26 protein-coding genes and 1 pseudogene are annotated in these 24,354 nt (G+C 65.6%); 13 read left to right on the top strand and 14 right to left on the bottom strand.

Annotated elements, in window-relative coordinates; genetic code table 11:
• Position 1: 1 nt before the first annotated feature.
• The 3 genes from H8F27_RS00375 to H8F27_RS00365 all read right to left on the bottom strand — a co-directional run bounded on the left by H8F27_RS00375 (position 2) and on the right by H8F27_RS00365 (position 3,721).
• Positions 2 to 1,321 carry an adenylosuccinate synthase gene (locus H8F27_RS00375; protein ID WP_197150055.1) on the bottom strand — a complete coding sequence of 440 codons (1,320 nt, stop codon included), beginning with the start codon at positions 1,319 to 1,321 and terminating at the stop codon, positions 2 to 4.
• Positions 1,322 to 1,409: 88 nt separating this feature from the next.
• A complete protein-coding gene (gene psb27, locus H8F27_RS00370) occupies positions 1,410 to 1,844 on the bottom strand; it encodes a photosystem II protein Psb27 (RefSeq protein ID WP_197150053.1) in 435 nt (144 codons plus the stop codon).
• Positions 1,845 to 1,894: 50 nt separating this feature from the next.
• Complete coding sequence (locus tag H8F27_RS00365; RefSeq protein WP_197150049.1) at positions 1,895 to 3,721, bottom strand: proline--tRNA ligase; 1,827 nt, start codon at positions 3,719 to 3,721, stop codon at positions 1,895 to 1,897.
• A gap of 142 nt (positions 3,722 to 3,863) precedes the next feature.
• Here H8F27_RS00365 and H8F27_RS00360 point away from each other — a divergent pair, with 142 nt between their 5' ends.
• Positions 3,864 to 4,394 carry a hypothetical protein gene (locus tag H8F27_RS00360; RefSeq protein WP_231596411.1) on the top strand — a complete coding sequence of 177 codons (531 nt, stop codon included), beginning with the start codon at positions 3,864 to 3,866 and terminating at the stop codon, positions 4,392 to 4,394.
• A 119-nt stretch (positions 4,395 to 4,513) separates the two neighbouring features.
• Positions 4,514 to 4,768 carry a hypothetical protein gene (locus tag H8F27_RS00355; RefSeq protein WP_197150048.1) on the top strand — a complete coding sequence of 85 codons (255 nt, stop codon included), beginning with the start codon at positions 4,514 to 4,516 and terminating at the stop codon, positions 4,766 to 4,768.
• A 70-nt stretch (positions 4,769 to 4,838) separates the two neighbouring features.
• Here H8F27_RS00355 and H8F27_RS00350 read toward each other — a convergent pair whose 3' ends face one another.
• Positions 4,839 to 5,501 (bottom strand): class I SAM-dependent methyltransferase, encoded by a 663-nt coding sequence (locus tag H8F27_RS00350; RefSeq protein ID WP_197150047.1) that lies wholly within the window; start codon positions 5,499 to 5,501, stop codon positions 4,839 to 4,841.
• Between the two features lie 82 nt (positions 5,502 to 5,583).
• Between H8F27_RS00350 and H8F27_RS00345 the strand changes: the two genes are divergently transcribed.
• Positions 5,584 to 5,946, top strand: a complete 363-nt coding sequence (locus H8F27_RS00345) for a 2Fe-2S iron-sulfur cluster-binding protein (protein ID WP_197150045.1) — start codon at positions 5,584 to 5,586, stop codon at positions 5,944 to 5,946.
• 39 nt (positions 5,947 to 5,985) lie between these two features.
• Entirely contained in the window at positions 5,986 to 6,333 is a 348-nt protein-coding gene (locus H8F27_RS00340) for a Spx/MgsR family RNA polymerase-binding regulatory protein (RefSeq protein ID WP_197150044.1), read from the top strand.
• On the opposite strand, the gene H8F27_RS00335 is transcribed toward H8F27_RS00340, so the two are convergent.
• Entirely contained in the window at positions 6,296 to 7,870 is a 1,575-nt protein-coding gene (locus tag H8F27_RS00335; RefSeq protein WP_197150041.1) for a hypothetical protein, read from the bottom strand. The genes H8F27_RS00340 and H8F27_RS00335 overlap by 38 nt on opposite strands.
• 162 nt (positions 7,871 to 8,032) lie before the next feature.
• Here H8F27_RS00335 and lepB point away from each other — a divergent pair, with 162 nt between their 5' ends.
• Positions 8,033 to 8,647, top strand: coding sequence for a signal peptidase I (gene lepB / locus H8F27_RS00330; protein WP_197150039.1), 615 nt, complete (start codon positions 8,033 to 8,035; stop codon positions 8,645 to 8,647).
• Here the strand turns inward: lepB and H8F27_RS00325 are convergent.
• Together H8F27_RS00325 and H8F27_RS00320 are read right to left on the bottom strand one after the other, a co-directional pair.
• Positions 8,640 to 9,920, bottom strand: coding sequence for a dihydroorotase (locus tag H8F27_RS00325; protein ID WP_197150037.1), 1,281 nt, complete (start codon positions 9,918 to 9,920; stop codon positions 8,640 to 8,642). The genes lepB and H8F27_RS00325 overlap by 8 nt on opposite strands.
• A gap of 4 nt (positions 9,921 to 9,924) precedes the next feature.
• Complete coding sequence (locus H8F27_RS00320; RefSeq protein WP_197150035.1) at positions 9,925 to 11,274, bottom strand: histidine phosphatase family protein; 1,350 nt, start codon at positions 11,272 to 11,274, stop codon at positions 9,925 to 9,927.
• Between the two features lie 82 nt (positions 11,275 to 11,356).
• Here H8F27_RS00320 and H8F27_RS00315 point away from each other — a divergent pair, with 82 nt between their 5' ends.
• The 5 genes and pseudogenes from H8F27_RS00315 to H8F27_RS00295 all read left to right on the top strand — a co-directional run bounded on the left by H8F27_RS00315 (position 11,357) and on the right by H8F27_RS00295 (position 16,694).
• Positions 11,357 to 12,781 (top strand): CPBP family intramembrane glutamic endopeptidase, encoded by a 1,425-nt coding sequence (locus tag H8F27_RS00315; RefSeq protein ID WP_231596410.1) that lies wholly within the window; start codon positions 11,357 to 11,359, stop codon positions 12,779 to 12,781.
• Between the two features lie 66 nt (positions 12,782 to 12,847).
• A complete protein-coding gene (locus tag H8F27_RS00310) occupies positions 12,848 to 13,309 on the top strand; it encodes a hypothetical protein (protein ID WP_231596409.1) in 462 nt (153 codons plus the stop codon).
• Complete coding sequence (locus H8F27_RS00305) at positions 13,309 to 15,120, top strand: penicillin-binding protein 2 (protein WP_197150029.1); 1,812 nt, start codon at positions 13,309 to 13,311, stop codon at positions 15,118 to 15,120. The genes H8F27_RS00310 and H8F27_RS00305 overlap by 1 nt, the downstream gene beginning before the upstream one ends.
• A gap of 114 nt (positions 15,121 to 15,234) precedes the next feature.
• Positions 15,235 to 16,212: pseudogene (locus tag H8F27_RS00300) on the top strand (transaldolase); the annotation flags it as partial.
• 104 nt (positions 16,213 to 16,316) lie between these two features.
• A complete protein-coding gene (locus H8F27_RS00295) occupies positions 16,317 to 16,694 on the top strand; it encodes a Crp/Fnr family transcriptional regulator (protein ID WP_197150024.1) in 378 nt (125 codons plus the stop codon).
• Positions 16,695 to 16,718: 24 nt separating this feature from the next.
• On the opposite strand, the gene H8F27_RS00290 is transcribed toward H8F27_RS00295, so the two are convergent.
• The 5 genes from H8F27_RS00290 to H8F27_RS17345 are packed head-to-tail and all read right to left on the bottom strand — an operon-like array spanning position 16,719 to position 20,210.
• Complete coding sequence (locus H8F27_RS00290) at positions 16,719 to 17,897, bottom strand: NAD(P)/FAD-dependent oxidoreductase (protein WP_197150022.1); 1,179 nt, start codon at positions 17,895 to 17,897, stop codon at positions 16,719 to 16,721.
• The gene (frr, locus tag H8F27_RS00285) at positions 17,894 to 18,433 is read right to left on the bottom strand and encodes a ribosome recycling factor (RefSeq protein ID WP_197150020.1); all 540 of its coding nucleotides are present in this window, start codon (positions 18,431 to 18,433) and stop codon (positions 17,894 to 17,896) included. Before frr ends, H8F27_RS00290 begins: the two co-directional genes overlap by 4 nt.
• Before the next feature lie 7 nt (positions 18,434 to 18,440).
• Positions 18,441 to 19,148, bottom strand: a complete 708-nt coding sequence (gene pyrH / locus H8F27_RS00280; RefSeq protein ID WP_197150017.1) for a UMP kinase — start codon at positions 19,146 to 19,148, stop codon at positions 18,441 to 18,443.
• Positions 19,096 to 19,914: a DDE-type integrase/transposase/recombinase gene (locus H8F27_RS00275; protein ID WP_231596408.1), complete on the bottom strand. Its 819-nt coding sequence runs from the start codon at positions 19,912 to 19,914 to the stop codon at positions 19,096 to 19,098. The genes pyrH and H8F27_RS00275 overlap by 53 nt, the downstream gene beginning before the upstream one ends.
• A gap of 23 nt (positions 19,915 to 19,937) precedes the next feature.
• Complete coding sequence (locus tag H8F27_RS17345) at positions 19,938 to 20,210, bottom strand: hypothetical protein (RefSeq protein ID WP_231596407.1); 273 nt, start codon at positions 20,208 to 20,210, stop codon at positions 19,938 to 19,940.
• Positions 20,211 to 20,289: 79 nt separating this feature from the next.
• Between H8F27_RS17345 and H8F27_RS00270 the strand changes: the two genes are divergently transcribed.
• Positions 20,290 to 20,448 (top strand): hypothetical protein, encoded by a 159-nt coding sequence (locus H8F27_RS00270; protein WP_370594444.1) that lies wholly within the window; start codon positions 20,290 to 20,292, stop codon positions 20,446 to 20,448.
• 6 nt (positions 20,449 to 20,454) lie between these two features.
• Here the strand turns inward: H8F27_RS00270 and cobO are convergent, their stop codons facing one another.
• Positions 20,455 to 21,138: a cob(I)yrinic acid a,c-diamide adenosyltransferase gene (gene cobO, locus H8F27_RS00265; protein WP_197150013.1), complete on the bottom strand. Its 684-nt coding sequence runs from the start codon at positions 21,136 to 21,138 to the stop codon at positions 20,455 to 20,457.
• The gene (locus H8F27_RS00260) at positions 21,135 to 22,178 is read right to left on the bottom strand and encodes a site-specific integrase (protein WP_231596706.1); all 1,044 of its coding nucleotides are present in this window, start codon (positions 22,176 to 22,178) and stop codon (positions 21,135 to 21,137) included. Before H8F27_RS00260 ends, cobO begins: the two co-directional genes overlap by 4 nt.
• Positions 22,179 to 22,463: 285 nt before the next feature.
• On the opposite strand from H8F27_RS00260, the gene hemH reads away from it, so the two are divergent.
• Both hemH and H8F27_RS00250 read left to right on the top strand, forming a co-directional pair.
• Entirely contained in the window at positions 22,464 to 23,639 is a 1,176-nt protein-coding gene (gene hemH / locus H8F27_RS00255; RefSeq protein ID WP_197150012.1) for a ferrochelatase, read from the top strand.
• 64 nt (positions 23,640 to 23,703) lie between these two features.
• The gene (locus tag H8F27_RS00250) at positions 23,704 to 24,279 is read left to right on the top strand and encodes a M23 family metallopeptidase (RefSeq protein WP_197150010.1); all 576 of its coding nucleotides are present in this window, start codon (positions 23,704 to 23,706) and stop codon (positions 24,277 to 24,279) included.
• Positions 24,280 to 24,354: the final 75 nt, after the last annotated feature.

The raw sequence follows: 24,354 nt of genomic DNA, 5'->3' as shown, positions 1-24,354 counted from the left end.
TTCAGTTACTCAGCAGGGCGCGTTTGGGGCCGTGGATCGGATCTTCTACCACTATGGTCTGGTCCCGGCTGGCCCCCAGGGAGACGATGGCGATGGGCACCTCCATCAGGTCGGCCAGGAAGCGCAGATAACTCATCGCCGTAGGGGGCAGCTCATCGAGGCTGCGGCAGTCGGCTGTGGAGGTTTGCCAGCCGGGTAAGGTTTCGAAAATTGGCTTGCAGCGGGCGAAATCCTCGGAGCTGCTGGGGAAGTAATCAATCCGCTCGCCGTCGAGGGCATAGGCGACACACACCTGGATCTCATCGAGTTCATCCAGCACGTCGAGCTTGGTGATCGCCAGGCAGTCGAGACCATTCACCTCAACTGCATAGCGCCCGATCACACCGTCAAACCAGCCGCAGCGGCGCCGTCGCCCCGTGGTGGTGCCGAACTCGCAGCCGCGGTCACAGAGGTGGTCGTTGAGGCTGCCGTCGAGCTCGGTGGGGAAGGGGCCTTCGCCCACCCTGGTGGTGTAGGCCTTGGCCACGCCGATCACCCGGTCGATCAGGGTGGGGCCGACGCCGGCGCCGATACAGGCCCCCCCGCTCACCGGATTGGAGGAGGTGACATAGGGATAGGTGCCGTGGTCCAGGTCCAGCAGGGTTCCCTGGGCTCCCTCAAACAGGATGTTCTGGCGGGCGCGGGCTGCCTGGTGGATGGTGCGGGTGCAGTCGACCACGTGGGGGGCCAGACGCTCGCCATAGCCGACGTACTCGGCCACCATGGCCTCGAAGTCAAGGGGCTTGAGCCCGTAGAGCTTCTGCAGGATTTCGTTCTTCTCCGCCAGCGGGCCAGCCAGCCGCTGGCGCAGGCGGGCCCCATCGAGGATGTCGAGAATGCGGATGCCGTTGCGTTCTGATTTATCGGCGTAGGTGGGGCCGATGCCCCGGCCGGTGGTGCCGATGCGGCGGTCGCCACGGCGCTCTTCCATCGCCAGATCCAGCAGGCGGTGGTAGGGCATGGTGACGTGGGCCGTTGAGGCCAGTTTCAGCCCCGACACATCGATGCCATGGACGGCGAGCATGTCGAGCTCGCCGAGTATCACCTTGGGGTCCACCACCGTGCCCGAGCCGATCAGGCAGATGGTGTCGGGGTAGAGGATGCCCGAGGGGATCAGGTGCAGCTTGAGCACGATGCCGTCTACGACGATCGTGTGACCGGCGTTGACACCGCCCTGATAACGCACCACCACATCGGCGGAGCGGCTCAGCAGATCGGTGATCTTGCCCTTGCCCTCGTCGCCCCACTGCGCTCCGATGACGACGACGTTGGCCAAGGACACGGCGGCCGCTGGCCGCTGTTGAGCACAAGGGTAGAGCTTCTCAGATCAAGGGACCGTTCGTCAAAGATGCCGGTCCCTGGAGGGGAGCTCAGGCTCCTCGAGCAACAGAGATTTCCGCCTTGTTCAACTCCTTGGTGAGCCGCTCCTTGAGGGCATCGGGCAAGGGGCGATTCGGGTAGTTGGTGTAGTGGCCGGCCAGGGAGTTGATGGCTGTCTGCATGGTGGTGAATGAGGCCAGCCCATTGACATCGCCGCGGGGCCGGTAGCGGGCCACGTAGCCGTTGCTCAGGCTACGGGCCTGGTTTTCGGCCTCGCCCCTGGCGGGATCGTCTGCCGCCAGCGCGATGGTGGCTAGCAGACTGTCGGCGACTGCGACGGTGTCCTCCACGTAATTGCCTGTGATGCCGGTGCTGGCAGTGCTGCAGGCCGTGAGCCCCAGGCTCAGGCAGAGCACCAGGAGAATGGCCAGGCGGGAAATCAGCAGCCTCAACCGCTGGCGGAAGGGGGAGAACACACCGGCCATGGGATTGATTCGGGTGATCTGATCCTAGAAGCCCCCCAGGCGCCGAACCCTCAGGGCGCCAGGCCCTGCCGGCCGCGCTCCAGGCTGGGCAGGAGGGTTGCCAGCAGGGCAGCGGCCGCCAGTTCCTGCTGGTGGCCGCTGCAGCGCTCTACCAGCTCCACCAGGCCCGCCGCCGCGGCTCGGCCAACCACAACCCGCCAGGGGATACCGATCAGATCCGCGTCCTTGAACTTCACCCCGGCCCGTTCGTCGCGGTCGTCCAGCAACACCTCTACGCCGCTGGCCTGAAGTTGGCTGTAAAGCAGTTCCCCCAGTTCCCTCTGGCTGGCTTCGGCCCCATTGGCCACCACCACGATCACTTCATAGGGAGCGATCGATGGGGGCCAGCAGATGCCCTTGCCGTCGTGGAGCTGTTCCACGGCTGCCTGGGCCAGTCGGGAGACGCCGATGCCGTAGCAGCCCATCCACATGGCCTCCTCGGCTCCAGAGCCGTTGGTGAAGCGGGCGCCTAGGGCTTCGGAGTACTTGCGGCCCAGTTGGAAGATGTGACCAACCTCGATGCCCCGGCTGGCCTCCAGGCGCTGGCTGGGGTCGTGCTGGCAGCGGTCGCCCGGCTGGGCGGCGCGGAGGTCCAGGCCCTCCGGGGAGGGACACAGGGATCCCCAGGCGGCACCTACCAAGTGGGTATCGATCTGGTTGGCCCCGCAGACAAAGGCCTCCAACCCAGTGGCGCTGCTGTCGGCGAGCCGCAGGAATGTCCTTGCCCAGGTGCGGGCCCCATCCAGCAGGCCATCCTCGAGCTGGGGCCCCAGGTAGCCAAAGGGAATCGGGCCGAGTCCCTCCTTGCTGGAGGCCTCGGCGCTGAGCGGGGCGATCTCCAGCAGGGCGCCATGGCCGGCTGAGCAGCGTGCCGACACCGTATTGGCCAATTTCACATCGTTGAGTTGCTGATCTCCCCGCAGGCTCACCAGCAGGGGCTGCTGGTGGCCGTCTTCGAAGCGGGCCAGTAGCAGCAGCACCTTCAGGATCTGGCTCGAATCGAAGCCATGGGCCTTGCACAGGCCGTCGATGCTGCTTTGGCCAGGGGTGGCCAGGGCCTCGCCCAGGCCGGCGGCCCTGATCCCTTGCGGCAGGGCTACGGCCTCTGCCGCAAGGGAGATGGCCCGTTCCTGATTGGCGGCATAGCGCCCATCGCCGCTGGCCAGGATCAGGTCTTCGCCCGCCTCGGCGGTGACCATGAATTCCTGGCTGGCGGAGCCACCGATCGCCCCGCTGTCAGCTTCCACGGCCACGGTCCGCAGGCCGCAGCGAGCAAAGATGCGGCGGTAGGCCCGGTCCATCTCCGTATAGCTCTGCCGCAGGCACTCCTCATCGGCGTGGAAGGAGTAGGCATCTTTCATGATGAATTCCCGCCCCCGCATGAGCCCGAAGCGAGGACGGATTTCATCGCGGAACTTGGTTTGAATCTGATAGAGATGCACTGGTAACTGTCGGTAGGACCGCAACAAGTCCCCAGCCAGCTCCGTCACGACCTCCTCATGGGTGGGTCCCAGCCCCAGGGATCGCCCCTGGCGGTCTTGGAGATGAAACATGATCCCCTCCCCTGCGGTGTAGCCCGCCCAGCGGCCACTGCGCTGCCAGAGCTCCGCAGGATGCAGCTGGGGCAGCAGGGTTTCCAGCGCCCCGGTCGCGTCCATCTCCTCACGCACAACCTTTGAAATCTTCTGCAGCACGCGCCACATCAGGGGCAAGTAGGCGTAGAGCCCGGGGCCCATGCGTCGGATGTAACCGGCCCGCAGCAACAACTTGTGCGAGGGGATCTCGGCTTCCGCCGGGTCATCGCGCAACGTCACCAGCATCAGGCGGGAGACGCGCATGGCCAGGTGGTTCGGGGGGGAGGGCGGAACCTATCACCAGCCCTTGCCCGGCCACACAATTGCCTGGGTGGCCACTGGGGGAGAGGGTTCCGGAAACCCCTGCTAGGTTCCCAAAAGTCTCGGTCTGCGCCATAGAGGTCCCATGCCTTTCCACCCCAGAGCTGAAGCTGGAGCTGAGAGCGGAGCTGGCACCAATGGGGCAGCCGCTTTTACGGGTTCTGATCCAGGCGAGCCGACCGATCGGGAAGCGGCCCCCTTCTCTGCCCCAGAGGTGAGCGAGGGCCTGATTGGCATCGATGAGGTGCAGAAGGCCCTGAACCGCTCCCGGGCATCGGTATACCGCTATACCAATACCGATCCCCGTAACCTCAATCCACCCTTCAATCCGCGCAAGCTCAATCCTGAGTACAGGACCGATCAGAAAGATCCCCTGATGTTTCACCCCAACGAGGTGGCCCGCTTCGCCCGCGACGTGTTGCGGATCAAGGAGGTGACCGTTGAGGTGCTGAACTCCCCCTCCACTGCCACCCAGCAGTTGCTGGGCGCCATCCTTGAGGAGCTGCGGACCATTAGCTCACGGCTTGATCATCTCGACCATCTCGATGGACGCACTGCCGTTGACCTCAGTGCCCGCCGCGACCGGCTCGACCATGGCGCCCGCCCGGCTGCCTGAGCCGTCAGGGGGCAAGGAGAGTTTTGAAGGCGAATTTTGCCAGTTGCTCGCAGAAGGTGTCAGAATAGAAGTTAGTTGTTAACGATTAGGGACTGGGCTATGGAGCCCGCTCCTACCCCATGGATGTTGTCCCCCGAGAATCCCAGGCCAGCGATCAAGAATTTACCGATCGCCAATTGATTGATTCAGAATCCAAAGCCGATCAGCCTGAGGATCCTTACAGTCCAGGCCAGCAGGCCCTTCTCCCCCTTCTGCTGGGCACCTTGATTGCCCTAGTCACCGCGGTAGTTCCCCTTGCCACCGTTGTGGGTGGACGGTCCGCGACCCTGCTGGTGCCAATGGATTCAGCCTTGACCCAGGTTCCTGATCCCTGAGCGCTGGACTTTGGCAACTCCACTGATTTGGCTACTTCACTGATTTGGCAACTCCACTGAATCGTCGCCTTCAGGGGGTGCGTTGCAGCAGAAAGCCCTCGTAGCCCAGGGCCTGAAAAATCTTGGCCGGATCACTGAAGCCGGCGGCATTGACAAGGGAGTTGAGTCGAGCTTCACCAATGGGGTAGAGCCCCTGGGTAAGGGGTTCGAGCACCTCAGGATCGGCTTCGAGTCCGCTGGCGCGCTGGAAGCCGAGCCAGGCCTCTCCCACCTGACGCTGCAGGGCGGATCGCTCAGGCGCCATCAGGTCCACCAGCACCAGTTGGCCGCCGGGCTCCAGGCTGCGGGCCAGGGCGGCAAGGAAGGCCAGTTTCGTCCCGTCATCGGGCAGCGACTGCAGCACCAGCACTGAGAGCGCTCCGGCAAAGCAGCCATCCGCCTGGAGATCCTCCACGCTGCTCTGGCGCCAGCTGATGCCCTCAGCGCCCAGCCGCTGGCGGGCCGCGGCAAGCATCTCAGCGGAGGGGTCAATGGCCGTCAGCCGCCAGTCGGGTCGCTGGGCCCGGGCCTCAACCAGCTCGGCCCCGGTGCCGCATCCCGCGACCAGCACCGCAGCCCCCTGGCGGCCAGCCAGGGGGGAGGCTGCCAGCAGTGCCACCGCCAGTCGGGCCAGGCTGGCGTAGCCAGGAATCAGCTGCTGCACGATCAGGTCGTAGCCGATGGGAGCTGACACGGCTTGAAGTCGGGGGATCTGATGCTAGGCAGGGGGGCGGGCGTGGCTTAAGTTGGGCGGCGCCCACTCCCCCAGCCCGACCGTGCCCACCATCCGTTTTGAACAGGAAGGCCAGCAGGTCGGTTGCATCGAGGGAGCAAACCTGCGCAAGGCTGCCCTTGATGCGGGCATCAACCCCTACAAGGGGCTGAACAATGTCAACAACTGCGGCGGCCTGGGCCAATGCGGAACCTGTGTGATGGAAGTGGTTGAGGGCATGCAAAACCTCTCCCCCCGCAGCGATGTGGAGGAGGTCTACCTGGCCGATCGCCCCGCCAATTTCCGCCTCAGCTGCCGCACCAGTGTCAACGGTGACGTCACCGTTCGCACCCGGCCCAGCAACGCCGTGGGCCAGGGTTCCAACAGCCTGGTCGGGGCACTTAAGTCTCTGATTGGCCGCAAGTAATCCGCTTTCGAGCTCCCTGAAGTCCTCGGGCCGGCAAGGATGAAGTTCTACGGCTACTCGGGCTGCAGCACCTGCCGCAAGGCCCTTCAGTGGCTCGCCGCCCGGGATTTCCATGCCCAGATGCTCGACATCACCCAGACTCCGCCGAGCCTGGCTGAGCTGGAGCTGGCGTTGGCCCAACTGGGCCGCAAGCGCCTTTTCAACACCAGTGGTCAGAGCTATCGCGCCCTGGGCTCCGCCACCGTGCAGGCGCTGGATGATCGGAGCGCTCTGGCGGCACTGGCCGCCGATGGCAAGCTGATTAAGCGACCGTTCCTGATCACCAGCGGCGGAGCAATCCTGACGGGCTTCAAGGAGCAGGAGTGGCAGGAGGCTCTGGGCGGTTGAGCGGCTTTGATTGGCTAGGTGCTGCTTGTTGGCCAGGAGCAGTTTGTTGACCAGGAGCAGTGATCAGCTGATCGAGCTCCTGAATCAGGGCTTCTATGCCGGCCCTGTTGATCTGGCTGAGGTAGGTGCCCTTGGCGCCATCGATCAGGGCACAGAGGAGCTCCTGGGAGCGCTCGAGGGCCGAACCACTCTCCAGGGCAGCGGCCAGTTCATCCCAGAAGCGATCGATGAAACGTTGGAGCAGATCCAGCTGCACATCGTCGCGGCGACCAAGTCGGTTGCCCGTGCTGCGCGCGAGCTCGAGCAGGCTTTCGACCATGCCCCCAGCCAGCTGGCGGCTGATGCCGCTTTCCACCTGCAGCAGCGGCTGCAGTTGCCGCAGCGGCGGCGGCACCACGGTGCGATCCAGGCTTTGCCGCAGGCTGTAGCCCAGCAGGCCCTGCAGCTCGGGGGCGAGTCGGGGCGCGACTCGGCTGAGCAACAGGGGCGCCCAGATGCGCACCAGCTCCACCAGGGCACGCTCGTCGCGGCTGGCCACGCTTTGGTGGCTGCGCAGGGCCCGCAGTCTTTGGGGCCACCGGCGCGAGCGGATCAGGCCCTGGGTGCCATCGAGAATCTGCAACGACAGCACCTCAAACAGTTCCACCGCCAGCAGGGCCACCACCCCCCGGCTAACCACGGCCCGCAGCGGCTCAAAATTGACCAGGCCTGAGGTCTGCAGTCGCTCCAGCACGGGCATCAGCCGCAGCCAACGCCAGAAGGGCAGCAGCAGGGGCAGGTCGCTCCAGCGCCGCAGCAGGGCGTCGCCCCAGCTCAGCCCGGGCAATCGGCGCCGCATTCGGATCAGGCGCAGCAGGATGTCCAGGCCAAAGACGCTCTGGAACAGCAGCAGGTCGATCCGCCAGAAATGGTCAGTGGGGCGTCCGTTTTCGTCGATCGATCGCCAGTAGTTGGTGGCCACCAGGGGCAGGATCTGGTCGTTCCAGAAGCGCCGCTCGCTGTTCCAACCGCGGGCCTGGATCCAGTCCGGGCTGAGCAGCAGGCCGGAGGCCTGGCGGGCGGAATCCAGATCAGCCCGCTGGCGCAGGCGATTTTTGATCTTTTCGAGGGTGCCGGTGGCTCCAGAAGCCTGGAAAGGATTGCTGTCGACCATCTGGACGGTGAGCTGAACCTGGCGGTTCAGCAGCGCCACCTGGGCGGCCTGGGGCCGCTGGCCGGCGGGCAGGGCCAGCAGGGCCGCATCCAGGCGCCGGAATTGCTCGATGTAGGCCTGGGTTTCGCGGTGGGGTTCTATGCCCTTGATCGGATCGACCAGGGGCGTCAGATCCGGGATCACAGTGAGGGGCACCACAAGCGGCACCGAGGGGATCGGATAGAGGTTGCGCTGCAGCCAGAAGGTGCGCAGCGGCAGGTAAGTGATGTCAAAGGCAACCCAGATCAGGTTGAGGCTGGCCCACACCGCCACGAAGCGGTCCCAGCCCTGCCCCCAGCCGCCGGGTGAGGCCGTGGAGTTGGATTGCCAACGGGGCAGCGACATGGGCCTTGGCGAAGGGGAGGTTGTGCCTAATCTGCCGTGTCTGGCCAGCTGGGCCTGCACCCTGGCAGATCGCAAGTCTTGATTCACGACAACCCCAAATCGAACACCCAGCCTGGGGCTCTCGCCAGCTCCCCTGAGAGCCCGTGGGCCTTCTGGCGCAGTGTGGCCATCACCCTGGCGGTGGCCCTGGGCATCCGCCAATTTCTGGTGGAGGCCCGCTACATCCCCTCCGGTTCGATGTTGCCTGGGCTGCAGATCCAGGACCGGCTGCTGGTGGAAAAGCTCACCTATCGCCAGCGGGCTCCCCGCCGTGGCGAGATTGTGGTGTTCCACTCACCCCACCACTTCGATCCGGTGCTTTCGGCAGGGGCCAATCCCAATCCCCTCAGCTGCCTGGTGGTCAACCTGCCCTTGGTCGGCAGCCTGCCTGGGGTGGCTAACCCGGCCTGTGATGCCTACATCAAGCGGGTGGTAGCCCTGCCTGGCGAGCGGGTGACTGTTGACCCCAGGGGCCATGTCTTCATCAATGGGGTGCGTCTGGTCGAGCCCTATGTGCAGAACGACTGCCCCGTGGATAGCCAGGGCATGGGGCCATGCCGCACCCTCAATGCGGTGGTTCCCCCTGGCCATGTACTGACCCTGGGGGACAACCGCGCCAACAGCTGGGATGGCCGTTTCTGGCCCGGTGGGGCCTTTTTGCCCCAGAAAGAAATCATCGGTCGGGCCTTCTGGCGCTTCTACCCCTTCAACCAGACCGGCTCCCTGGGCGTCAAATAGTCCACTTGGCAGCCGGGATCAGGCCGCTGGCCCTGATCCCACCCACCAGCTGCTTGCCCCTCAGGGGGTGGTTTGCAGCCCGCGACGGGCATCCCTGTCGATCCCAGCTCCAGCCATGGTTGGGGTCGAACAGCAGCCAGCGACGGGACCCGGCTCTGAGCTGCTCTGGCTCCCGTCCCAGCAGCTCGGAGCCGCCCCAGCTGAGGGCTTGCCAGAGCCGCTGCACCGGCCAGCTGCGCCGGCGAACCAGTTCATCCCAGAGCAGGGGCAGGACCAGGCCATGGCGGCCCCCATGGCCGGCCAGGCCGGCCCGGCGCTGGTCGAGGGGGAGCAGGATCTCCTCCGCATCGAGGGGCAGGTGATGGACGGCCACTGCGGTGAGCACGCCATCGGCCAGGGCCGTGATCAGGGCTTCGCGGTCCCTGGGGGCGCCCAGGGAGGGGCACAGCCGCCAGCCCTCGGCGCTGGGATCGAGGTTGCCGCTGTCGGCCAGCAGGTGCCACCAGCCCACGGTGGCCATGGGGCGCCGTGGCGCCTGGCGCAGCAGCCCGACCCCCGCGGCGGTGGCCAGGTTCATCAGGGCCAGGCGGGCTTCGGGCCGCAGCTCCGCCAGGCTGAGCAGGCTCTGCAGGGGCAGGATCTCGCTGAGCACGGGATCGGGGTGCCAGCCGGCCCGCAATGTCTCCACGCCTTCGCGCACGAAGCCGCCGCCGCTGAGGCCGGCATCGCGGGGTGCCAGCAGCACCGGACTCCGGCCCATCTCCCCCAGCAGCAGGCCCCGCTCCATCAGGGCTAGGGGCGGCACCTGGTCAGTGCCCGCCAGGCCGATGGCTCCGGCGGCAAGTTGGTCGCCATGGGGAGCAAGCTCCTGATTGGCTCCCCCGATGCTGAAGCTGCCCCATAGCTCCAGCTGCATCGGTGCCGGCCAGCTGAGCCCCAGCTTTTCCGGTTGGTCCCGCCAGGGGCTGGCCCAGGGGAGGAGAGCCACGGTGCCGTATCCCCCGGCAGCGGCGGCCTCGGCCAGGCTGGTGAGATCTTCTGCTCGGCCGCCGCTGGCCTGCTCCAGCACGCTGTGGGGATCCACCAGCAGCGGCGCCAGCAACCAACCCTTAGCGAGTCTGGGGGCAAGGCCAAGGGCCTGGGCCTGCTGGGTCGCCCCCTCGCCCCAGGCGAGCAGGCTGCCATCAGGGGCAAGCAGGGCGTCGCAGCTGGTGGCCGATTGCTGCGGACCGGCCAGCAGTTCAACCTGGTGCAGCCATAGGGGGGGGGTCAAGGCTTCACAGGGCCCCTGCGGCGGTGCGATCCAATACGCCGCCGAGATGCTGGGTGAGGTTCAGGGCGGCCACCACGGGTCGCCCTGCGGCTCCTTCGGGGTAGTCGATCACGCTGACGCCTCCATTGCCCTGCTTGATCGCCCAGATGTCGGCCGGTCCCAGGCCCAGCAGGTCGCAGAGGATGGTCTTATTGACGGCGTCATGGGCGACCACCAGCGCCGTCTCGCTGCTGTCGAGGCTGGCGGCAATGTGCTGCCAGGTGCCCAGCGAGCGCTCCGAGACCTCCTGCAGGGTTTCCCCTTCTGGCATCTGCACGGTGTGGGGGGCCCGCTTCCAGTTGGCCAGCAACTCGGGCCAGCCTGCGGCGATGTCCTGCTCCAACCTGCCCTCCCAGAGGCCGTGGCCGATCTCCACCAGGCCGGCGCTGCTGGTGAGGGGTACCCCGGGGTGGGAGGCCAGGATCGCTTCGGCCGTTTGGCGGGGCCTGGCCATGCAACTGGTGTAGGCCCTGTTGATCGTCACCGGAGCCAGAAAGCGACCGGCCGCCTCCGCTTGGCTGCGGCCGGTCGCATTGAGGGGAATATCAATCTGGCCCTGGAAGCGGCCTTCGCGGTTCCAGTCAGTTTCGCCGTGGCGCACCAGCAACAGCCGTGCCCCATCGCCCTTGATGGGCAGGGGGTCGCCCAGGTGGGCCAGCCCATTGACCAGCTCCACCTGCACCCCGCTCCTGCCCATGTTGCTCCTGCCCACGTTCAGTACGGAGATGGAGCAGTTGTCGACCCGCAGCCGGCGAAAACCGGAGATGGGCAAGTCCAGCAGGGCCAGCAGCAGGCAGCGCAGGATGGCGTTATGGGCCACCACCAGCACGGTGTGGGGTGGATCCTGGTCGTTGCTGATGGCTGCGGCGTGCCGCTCAAGCAGCTGGCGGCGGAATTGATCTGTCTGTCGCATCAGTTCCGGCAGGGGCCGGTAGGTGCTGCCATCAGCCCGCTGCAATTCGAGCTTTTCCGGGGCCTGGCGCCACTGGAGCTCCTGGTCGGCAAACCGCTCCCGCAGCTCCTGGCGCAGCAGACCGCTCCAGGGGGCCAGGTCGATTTCCAGTAGCCCCTCATCAAATTCCGCCTGCAGGCCCTGGCCCTGTTCGGCCAGCAGCAACCTGGTGGTGTCGGCGGCCCGTCTCAGCGGGGAGCTGTAGACGGCTTCGAAAACCAGATCCCCCAGGGCCGCCCCGCAGGCCCGGGCCTGACTCTGGCCGATTCCGGTCAGGTTGGAGAGGTCGTCCCGCCCCTGGATTCGGTGCTCCAGGTTGAAACTGCTGAGGCCATGGCGCACCAACACAATCCGAAGGGACATTGGCTGGACGCTTCTCAAACCCATCGTATGGGAAGGGGGCAGTACAGAATTGAGGTCCGAGTAAGCCCTGGAGGGCCTGCGGTTGAACGCCAATCCCACCCCTCGACCCAGCCGGAGCCAGGGGTGGACCACCGGATTGGCCCTGATCAGCCTGGTTCTCAGTGGCCTCCTCTGGCTGAGCGGATTGGTGGACAGCTTGCAGCGGCCTTCGGTTGGCAATGACCTGGAGTTGCGCCAGCAGGAGTTGGCAGCCCTGGCCGCGCCCGGCCTGCCCCCCAGCCTGGGGCGGGCCCTGGCGGGCGAGCATCCCCTGGAGGACCTGCGGCTGGGGTTGGAGAAGCAGCTGGCGGATAGGTCCCTGCCACCGGCGCCAGCCCAGCAGTTGCAACTGGCTTTGCTGCAGCTCCAGGCCGGCGAGCCGGGCCAGGCGAGCGAGCGTCTGCAGAACTTGGACCAGCAGGTGCCGCCCGAGCAGCGCCGCCTGCTGCAGCTGTTGCGGGCCCCCGCCGCCCAAGGGGCCCCGGGAGCCGGCCAGGTCGACCAGCTGCTGGAGGGGTGGCGGGACTCTCCCCTGACCAGGCAGCTGGTTTGCCAGGCCCTGGGGGGAGCAGGCAGCAGCTGTGTGGATGTCCCAGCCCAACAGGCCGCGATCTGGCGCCTGCTCGGCACAACCCTCGCCCCCGTGTTGCTGATGCTGGTGGGCACGGCCCTGCTCCTGCGTGAGCTGGCAAGGCTCTGGCTGGGCAAGGGCAAGGGGGCTGGCAGTGGTGTTGGAAGCCCTCCCCTGCAGGTCCCACCGCTCAGCCTGGCCCAGGCCACCCTGCTGATTGCGGGAGGTTTCGTGGTGCTGGGGGAGTTGGTGGTACCCCTCCTGCTGGTTCCGCTGCTGCAGGGGCTGTTGAGCCCCCTGGCGGCGGAACCAGCCCTGCAGCAGGGGCTGTTGGTAATTGCCCTCTATCTCGGCCTGATGGCGGCTCCCCTGCTGTTGTTGTGGTCCCAGTTGAGGCCCCACGGCCAACCGCCTGCCGGTGGCTGGCTCCAGTGGCACTGGCGCCCCCTGGGCTCGGCCCTGCGGCGGGCGCTGGTCCAGCTGTTGATGGTGCTTCCCCTCGTGGCTTTGGTGAGCTGGCTGCTGGAGAGGTTGGTGGGCGATCCAGGCGGCAGCAATCCCCTGCTGGAGCTAGTGCTCAACAGCGCCAATCCCCTTGCCCTGCTCTGCTTTGCCCTCACGGCCATGGTGCTGGCCCCCCTGTTTGAAGAAACCCTGTTTCGCGGAGTGCTGCTGCCGGTGCTGGCCGAACGCTGGGGTGGTTTCGCGGCGGTGCTGATCAGCGCCCTTGTGTTTGGGATTGCCCACCTGAGCCTGGGGGAGTTGCCACCGCTGTTCGTGCTGGGCCTGGGCCTGGGCTGGCTGCGACTCCAGAGTGGCCGGCTGGCGGCCAGCGTGTTGATGCATGGCCTCTGGAATGGGCTCACCTTTGCCAACCTGCTCCTGCTGGCTGGCTGAGCAGCGTCTGGCCCTTGCCTACAGCTGCTCTGGGTGGTTCAATCCCGGGGAGTTTGGCCCGATCTCTTGGTTGCCTCCCTATTGCCCCGGCAGGCTTCCAGCAGAGCTGGTCTCCAGGGGGGAGCCCTCGAGCTGCTCAAGGGTTCGCTCCCAGGTCGCAAGCTCGACCGGCGGGCCCCCTGGATGGCCAATCTCCATCGGGCCACCGATGGCACCCTCCTGGGGCTGGGCATCTGCATGCTGGCCATGAGTGGTCTCACCCTTCACTGGCAGAACCGTTGGGGTGAGAGCTATCAGCAGCTGGAAGCCTCCCAGATGTTGGCCCACAGAATGCAGGAATCTGCGGCCCTTTTGGAGCAGCACCACCTGGGCGCCCTGAAAAAACCAGGTTTGCTGGTGCCCACCAGCAGCGAAAAGCTCATCTACCTTGCCGCTCCCCACACCCCCAGGCCTGCCAGTGCCACTGAGCTGTTGGGCAGTCTTCAGATCGGCATGGGTACCTTGAGCCAGATTCGTCCGGGCTACTGATGACGGCCAGTCGCCGCCCCGGACCCAGCCGTGGTCGCAGCAATTCCCGCCAAAAGGTAGTTGCGATCCAGCCCGTGCCTGCCATCCGGCTGCTGGCTGTCTACGGATTGCTCTGCGCCGGGCTGGTCGCTCTGGCCGGCCGCCTCGCCTGGTTGCAGGTGGTGGATGGGGCCAACCTCCAGGCCCGGGCCCACGCCATCCAGACCCAAACCACCCAGCCGATCGGTAAGCGACGCACGATCGTCGATCGCAATGGCCGTCTGGTGGCCCTGGACGAGCAGCGTTTCAGCCTCTGGGCCCATCCCCGCTACTTCAACTTCCCCGGCGATGACCCCCAGCAGGTTCGCAGCGCCGATGACGTGGCAACCAAGCTCGCAGCCGAGCTCGCCCTGCCCAAATCGGGGTTGCTCGAGGCCATGGCCGGTCGCCAAACCGGGGTGAAGCTCCTCTCCGAGCTCGATCCGGAAACCGCAGGCAGGATTCGCCAGCTCGGCATCAGCGGCCTAGACCTGGAGCCCTATCCCCATCGCATCTACCCCCAGGGCCAACTCTTTGCCAACGTTGTTGGCTTCCTCAACCTGGAGCGGGTGCCCCAGGCAGGGCTGGAGCAGAGCCGCGACGGGGAGCTCAAGCGCAACGAAACCACCCTGCAGATGCGCCGTGGTGCCGATGGCACGCCCCTGCCAGCCGGCCTGACGGCAGGCTCCCTCTACGGCGACGACCTGCGCCTCCAGCTCACCCTCGATGCCCGCCTGCAGCAGGTAGCCCAGCAGGCCCTGGTCAAGCAGGTGAAGCATTGGAATGCCAAGCGCGGCGCCGCCATGGTGATGGATGTGCGCAACGGCGAAATGCTGGCGCTGGTCTCAACCCCCACCTACGACCCCAACCAATACTGGAAGTACAACCCGGGGCTGTTTCGCGAGTGGTCGGTTCAGGATCTCTACGAGCCCGGTTCCACCTTCAAGCCAATCAACCTGGCCCTGGCCCTGCAGGAAAAGGCCATCGAGGCAAGCGGCCGCGTCTCCGACAGCGGCAGCTTGCAGATCGGTGGCTGGCCAATTTTCAACCATGACAAGCGGGCCAACGGACTGATTGATTTCCCCACCGTGCTCGAGGTGTCCAGCAACGTGGGCATGGTGTTGGCCATGGGCAAGATGAAGCCGGCTCGCTTCTGGCATTGGCTCAACAACCTGGGCATCGACCAGACCCCAGACACCGACCTACCTGGGGCCGTGGCCGGTGAGCTCAAAAGCCGCGGTGACTTCACCAGCTCGGCGATCGAACCGGCAGTGGCCGCCTTCGGCCAGGGTTTCTCCCTGACCCCGCTCAAGCTGCTCCAGCTGCACGCCATGCTGGCCAACGGTGGCCGGCTGGTGAGTCCCCACATCACCCGCGGCCTGCGCTCTGGCGATGGCCTGGCAACTGGTCCCAGCAGGGAAGGCCTGCCCATGCTGGATCCGGCGGTAACTCGCATCGTCATGAATTGGATGGAGTCGGTGGTGGACAAAAGCAGCGGCCTGGGCATGAAGATTCCCGGCTACCGCATCGGCGGCAAGACCGGCACTGCCCAGAAGGCTGACCGAGGCGTCTACATACCGGGGGCGCTGATCACCAGTTTCGTGGGCCATCTGCCCATCGATGACCCCCGCTATGTGGTGCTGGTGGTGGTGGATGAACCCAAGGGGGGAAATACCTTCGGCTCCACCGTGGCTGCGCCCGTGGCCCGCCAGATCATCGATGCCCTGCTGGTGCTCGAGCGCATCCCCCCATCCCGACCCCGGGAGGTTCAGAAAACGGCGCCCAAGGCCTGATTCCTGTTGCCGTTCCCTCAAGGATCGCCAGCTCCTGTGGGTGGGTACAGCCGGCCTGGCTAGCGTGGCTCAAGTCTGGCTAGAAGGCCGGATCTCTCCACCCAGCTCCCGTCCATGGCCAACCTGCTCGATCAACTCGCCGCCATGACCGTGGTGGTGGCTGACACCGGCGACATTGACGCGATCAAGCAATTCACCCCCCGCGACGCCACCACCAACCCCTCCCTGATCCTGGCCGCAACCCAGATACCCACCTACCAAAACCTGATCGATCGCTCCCTGCAGGAGTCGCGGCAGGCGATGGGTCCCGGGGCCTCGGCTGAGGAGGTGGTCTGCGAAGCCCTCGATGAGATCTGCGTCACCTTCGGCAAGGAGATTCTCAAGATCGTGCCGGGCCGGGTTTCAACCGAAGTGGATGCAAGGCTTAGCTTCGATACCCAGGCCACGATCACCAAGGCCCGCAAGCTCATTGGTCTCTATAACCAGGCGGGTATCAGCAACGACCGGGTGCTGATCAAGGTGGCCTCCACCTGGGAGGGGATTTGCGCCGCCGCCCAGCTGGAGCGGGAGGGCATCCACTGCAACCTGACCCTGCTGTTCGGCTTCGCCCAGGCGGTTGCCTGTGCTGAGGCCAAGGTCACCCTGATCTCCCCGTTTGTGGGGCGCATCCTGGACTGGTACAAAAAGAGCAGCGGCCGGGCCAGCTACCCCGGGCCCGAGGATCCAGGCGTGGTCTCGGTGACCCAGATCTTCAACTACTTCAAGACCTACGGCTACAAGACCGAGGTGATGGGGGCCAGCTTCCGCAACGTCGAGGAAATCATCGAGCTGGCGGGCTGTGACCTGCTCACCATCTCTCCGGCCCTGCTGGACCAGTTGCGCCACACCGAGGCTGAACTGGAGCGGAAACTGAATGCCTTTGATCCGGCCCCCACGGAGGCCCAGATCCATCTCGATGAGGCCAATTTCCGCCAGATGCTGGCAGCAGATCCGATGGCCACCGAAAAGCTCGATGAGGGGATCCGGGGCTTCTGCATGGCGATTGAAAGCCTCGAAACCCAGCTGGCCCAGCGGCTGGGCCAGCTGGAGGGCCAGCTGGTGGGAGATCCCGCTCTGGTGGGTGCCAGTGCTGCCCAGAACCAGCAATGACTAGCCTCAGCCAAAGTGGCGCCACCACGACTCCGAGAAGACGCCCCGTGAATGCCCTCGACACCATGCGTGCCCTCGCCAGTAAGGGTGAGGTGCTCCAGGTGAACCCAGGCGAGTTGATCTTTGCCTCGGGCGAATCCGGCGATTGCATGTTCGGCCTGCTCGAGGGCTGTGTCGAACTCAGCTGGAACGGCGACCAGGGGCATGAGCAGATCGATGCCGGCGATGTATTCGGCGCTGGTGCCCTGGTCACCAGTGAGCATCGCCGCTACGGCAACGCCAGGGCGCTCACCCCCTGCAAGTTGCTGGTGATGAACCGGGAGAAGTTTCTGTTTGCGGTGCAGGAGTCGCCGATGTTTGCCATCGAGTTGCTCGGCTCCATTGATCAGCGCCTGCGTCAACTCAAGGATTGCACCAGGATCTGAGCCGCAGCAGCGGGCTTTGCCCCCCTAGCCCTGAAACAGCAACCGCCGGATCACCCGCTGGGCAATATCCCCGTAGCCCATTTCTCCTGAGAGGATCTGGGCGATGCGCTGCGGCGCAGTGGGCCGTTTGACCCCGAGCTGATAACCCACGCGGGGCACGCGATAAAAAAGCTGGGCAATTCGCTTGCCCCAGGCCATCGACTCCCCCCATTCGGCTCGCATGTAGCTGGAATAGCCGGCCAGGGCAGTGCCATCTCCGGCCAGCCAGGCGTCGATCGCCTCTGCGGCCCGGCAGCCACTGATCAGGGCCGGCCGAATCCCTTCGGCCAGGAAGGGATCACAGAGGGAAGCGGCATCGCCAACCGCCACCAGGCCGGTGTTCTCGCCCCGGCCATGGAGGGGGTAATGGCCATCCCAGATGCGCAATTTGCCTGCCCGGCGCTCGCCCCCATCGGCTGCCAAGCCCAGGCTTGGCAGCAGCTTGGAGAGCACCTGATTTGCATCGGCGGGATCACGGCCGATGAAGGTGCCCACACCGATACTGAAGCCCCCGTGGCGCGGGAAGGCCCAGCAGAAGCCATGGTGCACCAGGCCGAATTCAAAATGTGCGGTGCCTGGCTCGGCCACCTCAGCGTCAACTTCCACCGCCATCGTCTCGGCAAAGTGTGGCCTTGCAGGCCCCAGGCCATGGCGGGCTGCCAGCTGGGAACCAGAGCCGTCGGCGATCACCACCGCCTGGGACTGGAACTCCAGGGCCTGCCCCCCTGGCCCCAGGGCCCGCAGCTGCCAGCGATCGCCCTGGCGCTGCAGGCTCTGCACGGCCACGCCCGGCTCAAAGCTGGCCCCAGCGGAGCGGGCCTGCTCCACCAGAAAGGCATCCAACACGGATCGGCGCACGATCCAGAAAGGCGCATCGCCAGGTAGCTCGGCGGTGACGGAGTCTTCCAGGCACCAGGTGAAGCGCACCTGGTTGATCACCGCATCCACAACCGGGCTCAGGTCGAAGGGGAACAGGGACTGCATGGAGGCCGCCATGCCCCCACCGCAGGGTTTCGGGCGCGGGAAGCAGCTGGCCTGGTCGAGGAGCCGCACGGCATGGCCAAGCCGTGCCAGGTGGTAGGCGCTGGCTGCTCCGGCCGCTCCAGCGCCCACGACGACGACCTCAGCGACGACCTCAGCAGTGCCGGCCGCAGGGATGGTCACACCTTGAGGATGTCAGCTTCCTTTTCGCCCAGGTGTTTCTCGAGTTCGGCGATGTACTTATCGGTGAGCTTCTGCACCTTTTCCTGTTCGTCGCGGCTCTGATCCTCCGAGAGGTCACCTTCCTTTTCCTGTTTCTTGATCCTGTCGATGGCCTCGCGACGCACGTTGCGCAGGCCCACCTTGCCCTCCTCGGCATACTTGGCCGCCAATTTGCAGAGGTCCTTGCGGCGGGCTTCGGTCAGGGGGGGGATATTGATCCGAATCACCTTGCCGTCGTTGTTGCAGGTGAGGCCCAGATCACTCATGGAGATGGCCTTCTCGATCAACCCCATCGAGCCCGCATCAAAAGGCTGGATCTGGATCGTCTGGGAATCGGGGGTGGAGAGGGTCGCCAGCGATTTCAGGGGCGTCTCGGCCCCGTAATACTCAACCGAGATCTTGTCGAGCAGGGAAGGGTTGGCCCGGCCCGTGCGGATGGTGTTGAAGGTGCGCTGGGTCGCTTCCAGCGACTTGCGCATGCTGGCGTCCAAATCCATGGCGGGTTCAGGGGTGAATGCGGGTGCCAATTGGTTGGCCGGCCACTGCCCGGCCGATGTTGCCTGATCCGAAGAGGTCAAAGACCACGATCGGAATGGCGTTGTCTTTGCACAGGGCAATGGCCGTGCTGTCCATTACCTCCAGCTCTGAGCTGAGTACCTCCAGGAAGGAGAGGCTCTCGAAGCGCACCGCGTCGGCGTGCTTGTTGGGATCCTTGTCGTAGACACCGTCCACCTTGGTGGCCTTGAACACCACATCGGCACCGATTTCAGCCGCCCGCAGGGCGGCGGTGGTGTCTGTGGTGAAAAAGGGATTGCCTGTGCCGGCGGCGAAGATCACCACCCGGCCCTTTTCCATATGGCGAATTGCCCGGCGGCGGATGTAGGGCTCGGCCACCGCCTGCATCGAGATGGCGCTCTGCACCCGGGTGGGCACACCGGATCGCTCCAGGCCGTCCTGAAGGGTGATGGCATTCATCACCGTCGCGAGCATGCCGACATAGTCGGCAGTGGCGCGATCCATCCCAGCTGCCGATCCCTTCAGGCCGCGAAAGATGTTGCCGCCGCCGACCACAATCGCCAGCTGGATGCCTTCGGCAACGCAGGCAGCTACGTCTTTGGCAATGGATTGAACGATTTCCGGATCGATCCCATAGCCCTGCTCACCCATCAGCGCTTCGCCACTGAGCTTGAGGAGCACGCGCTTGTAACCCATCGACCCCACGGAAAAGGGATTCCGAGTATGGGTTGTCGTTTGAGACCCTTGGCCTGGAGAAGGATCTGAGCACGCCCATCTCCTCGAGCCGTGATTCCAGCGTCGCCCCGCGCATTGCATTGCCGTTGTCGGCGTGGAGGATTAGTGGCTGCTGCTGGCACTGGCGGCGGCCAAAGCCGTTGGGGCGGTGGTAGCGCTCCTTGAGGCAGGCCCGCTGCACCAGATCCGCGGCGATCTGAGCCGACTCCACCTCGGCCACATCCCAGGCCACCACTTTGCGGCTCCAGACGTCGATCACCAGGTAGAGGTAGAGCCACACACCCCGCACCGTGGTCGGCAGGAAGCTGATGTCCCAGCTCCAAACCTGGTTCGGGCCATCCGCCCTGAGGCGCGGCACCGAGCGCGGTTCTTGAGGCAGCCTGGCCCTCCCCCGGCGGTGGCACTGACCCGCCTGGTGCAGCACCCGATAGAAGCTGCTCTCTGAACCAATAAAGAGCTTTTGATCGGACAGTGCCGGCACGATCTGCCCTGGCGGCAGCGCGGCGTACTCCGGCTGGTTGCACGTCAGCAGGATTCGCTGGCGCTCTTCCTCGCTCAGGCGGTGACCCACCAGCCGAGCACTGCCTTTACGGCGATCCACGCCGTCCCCATCACCCAGGAAGGCCTTCCGCCAGCGTTTGAGGGTGCGCAGGCAGATGCCGATCACACCACAGGCCCTCACCAGGCCGGCGCCCGCAGCATTGGCCTCCCCGATCAGCTCGATCACCTTCCGCCGGTGCACGGCGCTGGTCAGCCTTCCTCTTCCTCCGAACAGAAGGCATCCCACTTTTTTTGCAGCACCAGCAAAGCCGCCATCTCCGCCATGGCCTTCTCCTTGCGCTGCAGCTCCTTTCTGAGGGCTTTGATCTCCCGCTGGTCCTGGGCGCGGAGCTTCTCGAGCTCCTTCTGTTCGGCCATCGTCAGCACCGGCTTGGCGTTGGCATCCTGGGCCGCCTGCCGCCAACGGCTCACTTTGCAGCACCGATTTTGCAGCACCGTAGCAACGGCCTTGCGCAGCGCCATGGCAACCGCTTCGATAACCCCATGATTAAAGAGGGTTATGGGCCAGCCTGATTCCAGCCAGCCCAGGCCCTCCAGCGTGATGGCCCGGCTGACCCTCTCGGCCTTGGAGCGGGCCAGCCAGGATCCGGCCATCTGGCGGCAGCCGGAGGTGCATCACGCAGTGTTGATCAGCGGTTTGACCGTGATGGTCAACGCCATGGCCCACCTGCAGGCAGACCTGGAGTCAACCTCCGGCTGAGCAGGCCTAAAATTCAATCCCCTGCTGGGCCTTGACCCCCTGTTCCCGGAAGGGATGGCGCACCATCTTCATCTCTGTCACCAGGTCTGCCCGCTCCAATAGGGATGCAGGTGCCCCCCGGCCGGTCAGGGCGACGTGGGTGAGTTCCGGCCGCAGGTCCAGGCCTTCCAGCACCTGATCGATGCCCAGGTAGCCCAGCTTGAGGGCCACGTTCACCTCATCGAGCACCACGAGTTTGCGGTTGGCGTCGGCGAGATAGGTGAGTGAGCGTTCCCAGGCCCGCTGCACCAGCATCCGGTCGCGATCGCGGTCCTGGGTCTCCCAGGTGAAGCCCTCCCCCAGGGCATGCCAGTGCAGGGATTCACCGAACAGCTCCAGGGCTTTGGCTTCACCTGGCTGCCAGCCCCCCTTGATGAACTGCACCACGGCCACCTGTTCGCCATGGCCGAGGGTTCGCAGCGCCAGGCCCAGGGCCGCGGTGGTTTTGCCCTTGCCATCGCCGGTGAACACCAGCACCAGGCCCTTTTCAAGATTGCGCTCGCCCACCCGCTGTTGTTGCACCTCCTTGCGGCGCGCCATGCGCCGCTGGTAACCGGCGGCATCGGCCTCCGGGGCCAGGTCGCCGCCCGGGCCCAGCTCCGCCGCCACAGCATCTAGTTGGCTCTCGGGTTGGTTATCGGGTTGGTTCAAGGGTCGCTGGCGGCTGGCGTTCCACTCTGGCTCCGGCGCGCCAGGGCCGCATCCACCGCCTGCTGTTGGTCGCGGCGGGTGATCCAGTGGTGATAAGTGCGGGTGTGGATCGCCACCGAGTGGCCCATCATCCGGGCCGCCACCGTGTCCGGCAGGCCGATGTGGATCGTGCGCACGGCCCAGGCGTGGCGGAGGTCGTAGGGGGTGATCGGCAGCTCGTAGCGGCGGAACTGCTCCGCCACCCTCCTGCCCACCTGTTGCAGCGTGGTGCGGCGCAGGTCGGTAGCCACCGGGGGCAGGGGGGGCTGGAGCGAGCCCAGTTGCTCCAGGCCGAAGTGCTCCACCCACTCCGGCTGGAAAGGCCATACCTGGTGTTCCCCGGTTTTACTGGTGGGCAGCACCCGGATCACCCGGTCACCGCCAGAGGCCAGGGCCGAGAGGTCGGAGAAGAAGATCTCGTGGTTGCGCAGGCCGTAGGTAGCCATCAGGCCGTAGGCCAGGCGCCAGCAGGGATTGGGGATCTGGTCGACCAGGGCCAGGATCTGCTGATCGCCAGGCAGGCGGCGGAACTGGGCTGCGTGCAGTCCGTAGCCGGCCGCCCTGATGGTCCAGTCCTCCGGCAGCTCCAGTCCCTTATGGCGAGCCAGGGCAGCCAGGGCGGTGCCGCACTGCTGACGACTGCGGCTGGTGGGGGCGTAGCTCTCGAGCACCCTCTCCAGCAGCGGCAGTTCCAGGGGCAAACCCTGTTCGGTGGCGATCGCCAGCAGCCGCCGCAGATAGGGCCGGTAGGCACTGCTCCAGGTGGTGCGGCAGCCGGCGGGGTTGCGACGGCGGCGGGGATCGCCAAAAAAAGCGGCCTCAAAGCCCTCCAGACCCAGGGGATCCCCGCTGGGTTGGATTTGTTTTGCTGGGGCCAGGGCCCCCCACTGGGACCAGTCAAAACGCCCCTGTCTCTGCTGGCGCAGCACCTCCTTGAGGCGTTCCTTGGCCCGCTCTAATCCCATGCCATCGGCATGGAGGCCGAGGCTGATTCGCTGCATCCGGTGACGCCCCGACCCCCTGCGACAGGGCAGGGGCCCGCGCAGCCCTAGGCGCTGGCCGCGTAGCTCCAGGCGCAGGGACACTCCGGCACGGGCCAGTTGGTCGTTCTCCTGGGCTAACTGGTCCAGAAGGGCCGACCGGTCCAGAAGGGCCAAATCTGGTGCTGCAGCACCGCTTGCCATCGATCCTGTCCGGGCTTCGACCTTATCGATCCAGCGCGGATGCGGCCAGGGGAGTTGCAGCAGGGCTACGCTCAACTTCTCTGAGCCGGGCGGAAAGAAGGCATGGCCAAGGTTGGCGTGCTGCTGCTGAACCTCGGTGGGCCGGAGCGGATCCAGGATGTGGGCCCATTTTTATACAATCTCTTTTCCGATCCGGAGATCATCCGGCTGCCCAACCCCGCCCTGCAGAAGCCCCTGGCCTGGTTGATCAGCAGCCTGCGGGCCGGTAAATCCCAGGAGGCCTACCGCTCCATTGGCGGCGGTTCGCCGCTGCGGCGCATCACCGAGCAGCAGGCCCGGGAACTCCAGAGCGAGCTGCGCTCCCGGGGTATTGAGGCCACCAGTTATGTGGCCATGCGCTACTGGCATCCCTTCACCGAGTCGGCGGTGGGCGACATCAAGGCTGACGGGGTGGAGGAGGTTGTGGTGCTGCCCCTCTATCCCCACTTTTCGATCAGCACTAGTGGCTCCAGCTTCCGCGAGTTGCAGCGCTTGCGCCAGGCCGACAGAGGCTTCTCACGGCTGCCGATCCGTTGTATTCGCAGTTACTACGACGATCCCGGCTACATCGGCGCCATGGCCGGCCTGATTGCCCGGGAAATTCAGGCCTGTCCGGAGCCGGCCCAGGCCCATGTGTTCTTCAGTGCCCACGGGGTGCCCAAGAGCTACGTGGAAGAGGCCGGCGATCCCTATCAACGGGAAATTGAGGCCTGTGCCCGGCTGATCATCGAGCGGCTGGAGCGAGACCTAGGCCATGCCAATCCCTTCACCCTGGCCTACCAGAGCCGGGTGGGTCCGGTGGAATGGCTCAAGCCCTACACCGATGAGGCCCTGCAGGCACTAGGTGCGGAGGGGGTGAAGGATCTGGTGGTGGTGCCGATCAGCTTTGTGAGCGAACACATCGAAACCCTCGAGGAAATCGATATCGAATACCGGGAAATCGCTACCGAAGCGGGCATCATCAATTTCCGTCGCGTGGCGGCCCTTGACACCACGCCTGCCTTCATCAAGGGCCTGGCCGACCTGGTGCAGCATGCTCTGGAGGGCCCGGAGGTGAACCTCGATCAGGCCGCCGAGTTGCCCACCAAGGTGAAGCTCTATCCCCAGGACAAGTGGGCCTGGGGCTGGAACAACAGCTCTGAGGTGTGGAACGGGCGCTTGGCGATGGTCGGTTTTTCCGCTTTTCTGTTGGAACTGATCAGTGGGCGGGGACCGCTCCATGCCCTCGGGCTTCTCTGACCAGCGCCGGCGGCGCAGGGCCCTCCCTGGCTTGGTTCCCGGCTTGATGGCTGTTCCCAGCTTGATGGCTGTTCCCAGCTTGATCGCTTTTACCTGCGTGATGCTGGCGCCGCAGCTGAGCCAGGCCCATAGCCGTTGGGGGATGGGCGTCTTCCCCGTCACCAGTTTCCTGGCTTACACCAGCCATTTCGGCACCCGTACCGGTCCCTGGGGTCGGCTCGAACCCCACTACGGCCTCGACATCGCCGCCCCGTTGGGTTCACCGATCCGCAATTGGTGGGCTGGCGTCGTGCAGTCCGTCATCAATGACGGAGCCTGTGGCGTCGGCCTGGTGATCCGATCCGGGAACTACGAGCACATCTACTGCCACCTGGCCGGGCGGGTGGCAGGGGGCACCTACCGCAGCGGGCCGGTGGCCCTGGCCCCCGGCCAGGTGCTTGGTACCGGTCAGCTGATCGGACATGTGGGCATGAGTGGTCGCACCACGGGCCCCCATCTGCACTGGGGCATGCGCCATAGCGGCCGCTGGCTTGACCCGGCCCTGATCCTGCGGGCGATGGCCGCTGCACGGAACTCGCAAAAAGTTCGCTCTTCTGCCCCAAAAGCCCCACCAGCAACTAGGGTTGCGATTGCTCGTTAACCCGCCAAGCTGATTGGCCTGTTGCAGCCGTGACGCTGACGCCCCTCCCCCCTGCGGTCCAGTCCGCCCCAGCCA

Source organism: Synechococcus sp. CBW1108, from assembly GCF_015840335.1.
In the GTDB taxonomy this organism is placed as follows: Bacteria; Cyanobacteriota; Cyanobacteriia; order PCC-6307; family Cyanobiaceae; genus Cyanobium_A.
This window is presented reverse-complemented; position numbering and strand designations above follow the sequence as displayed.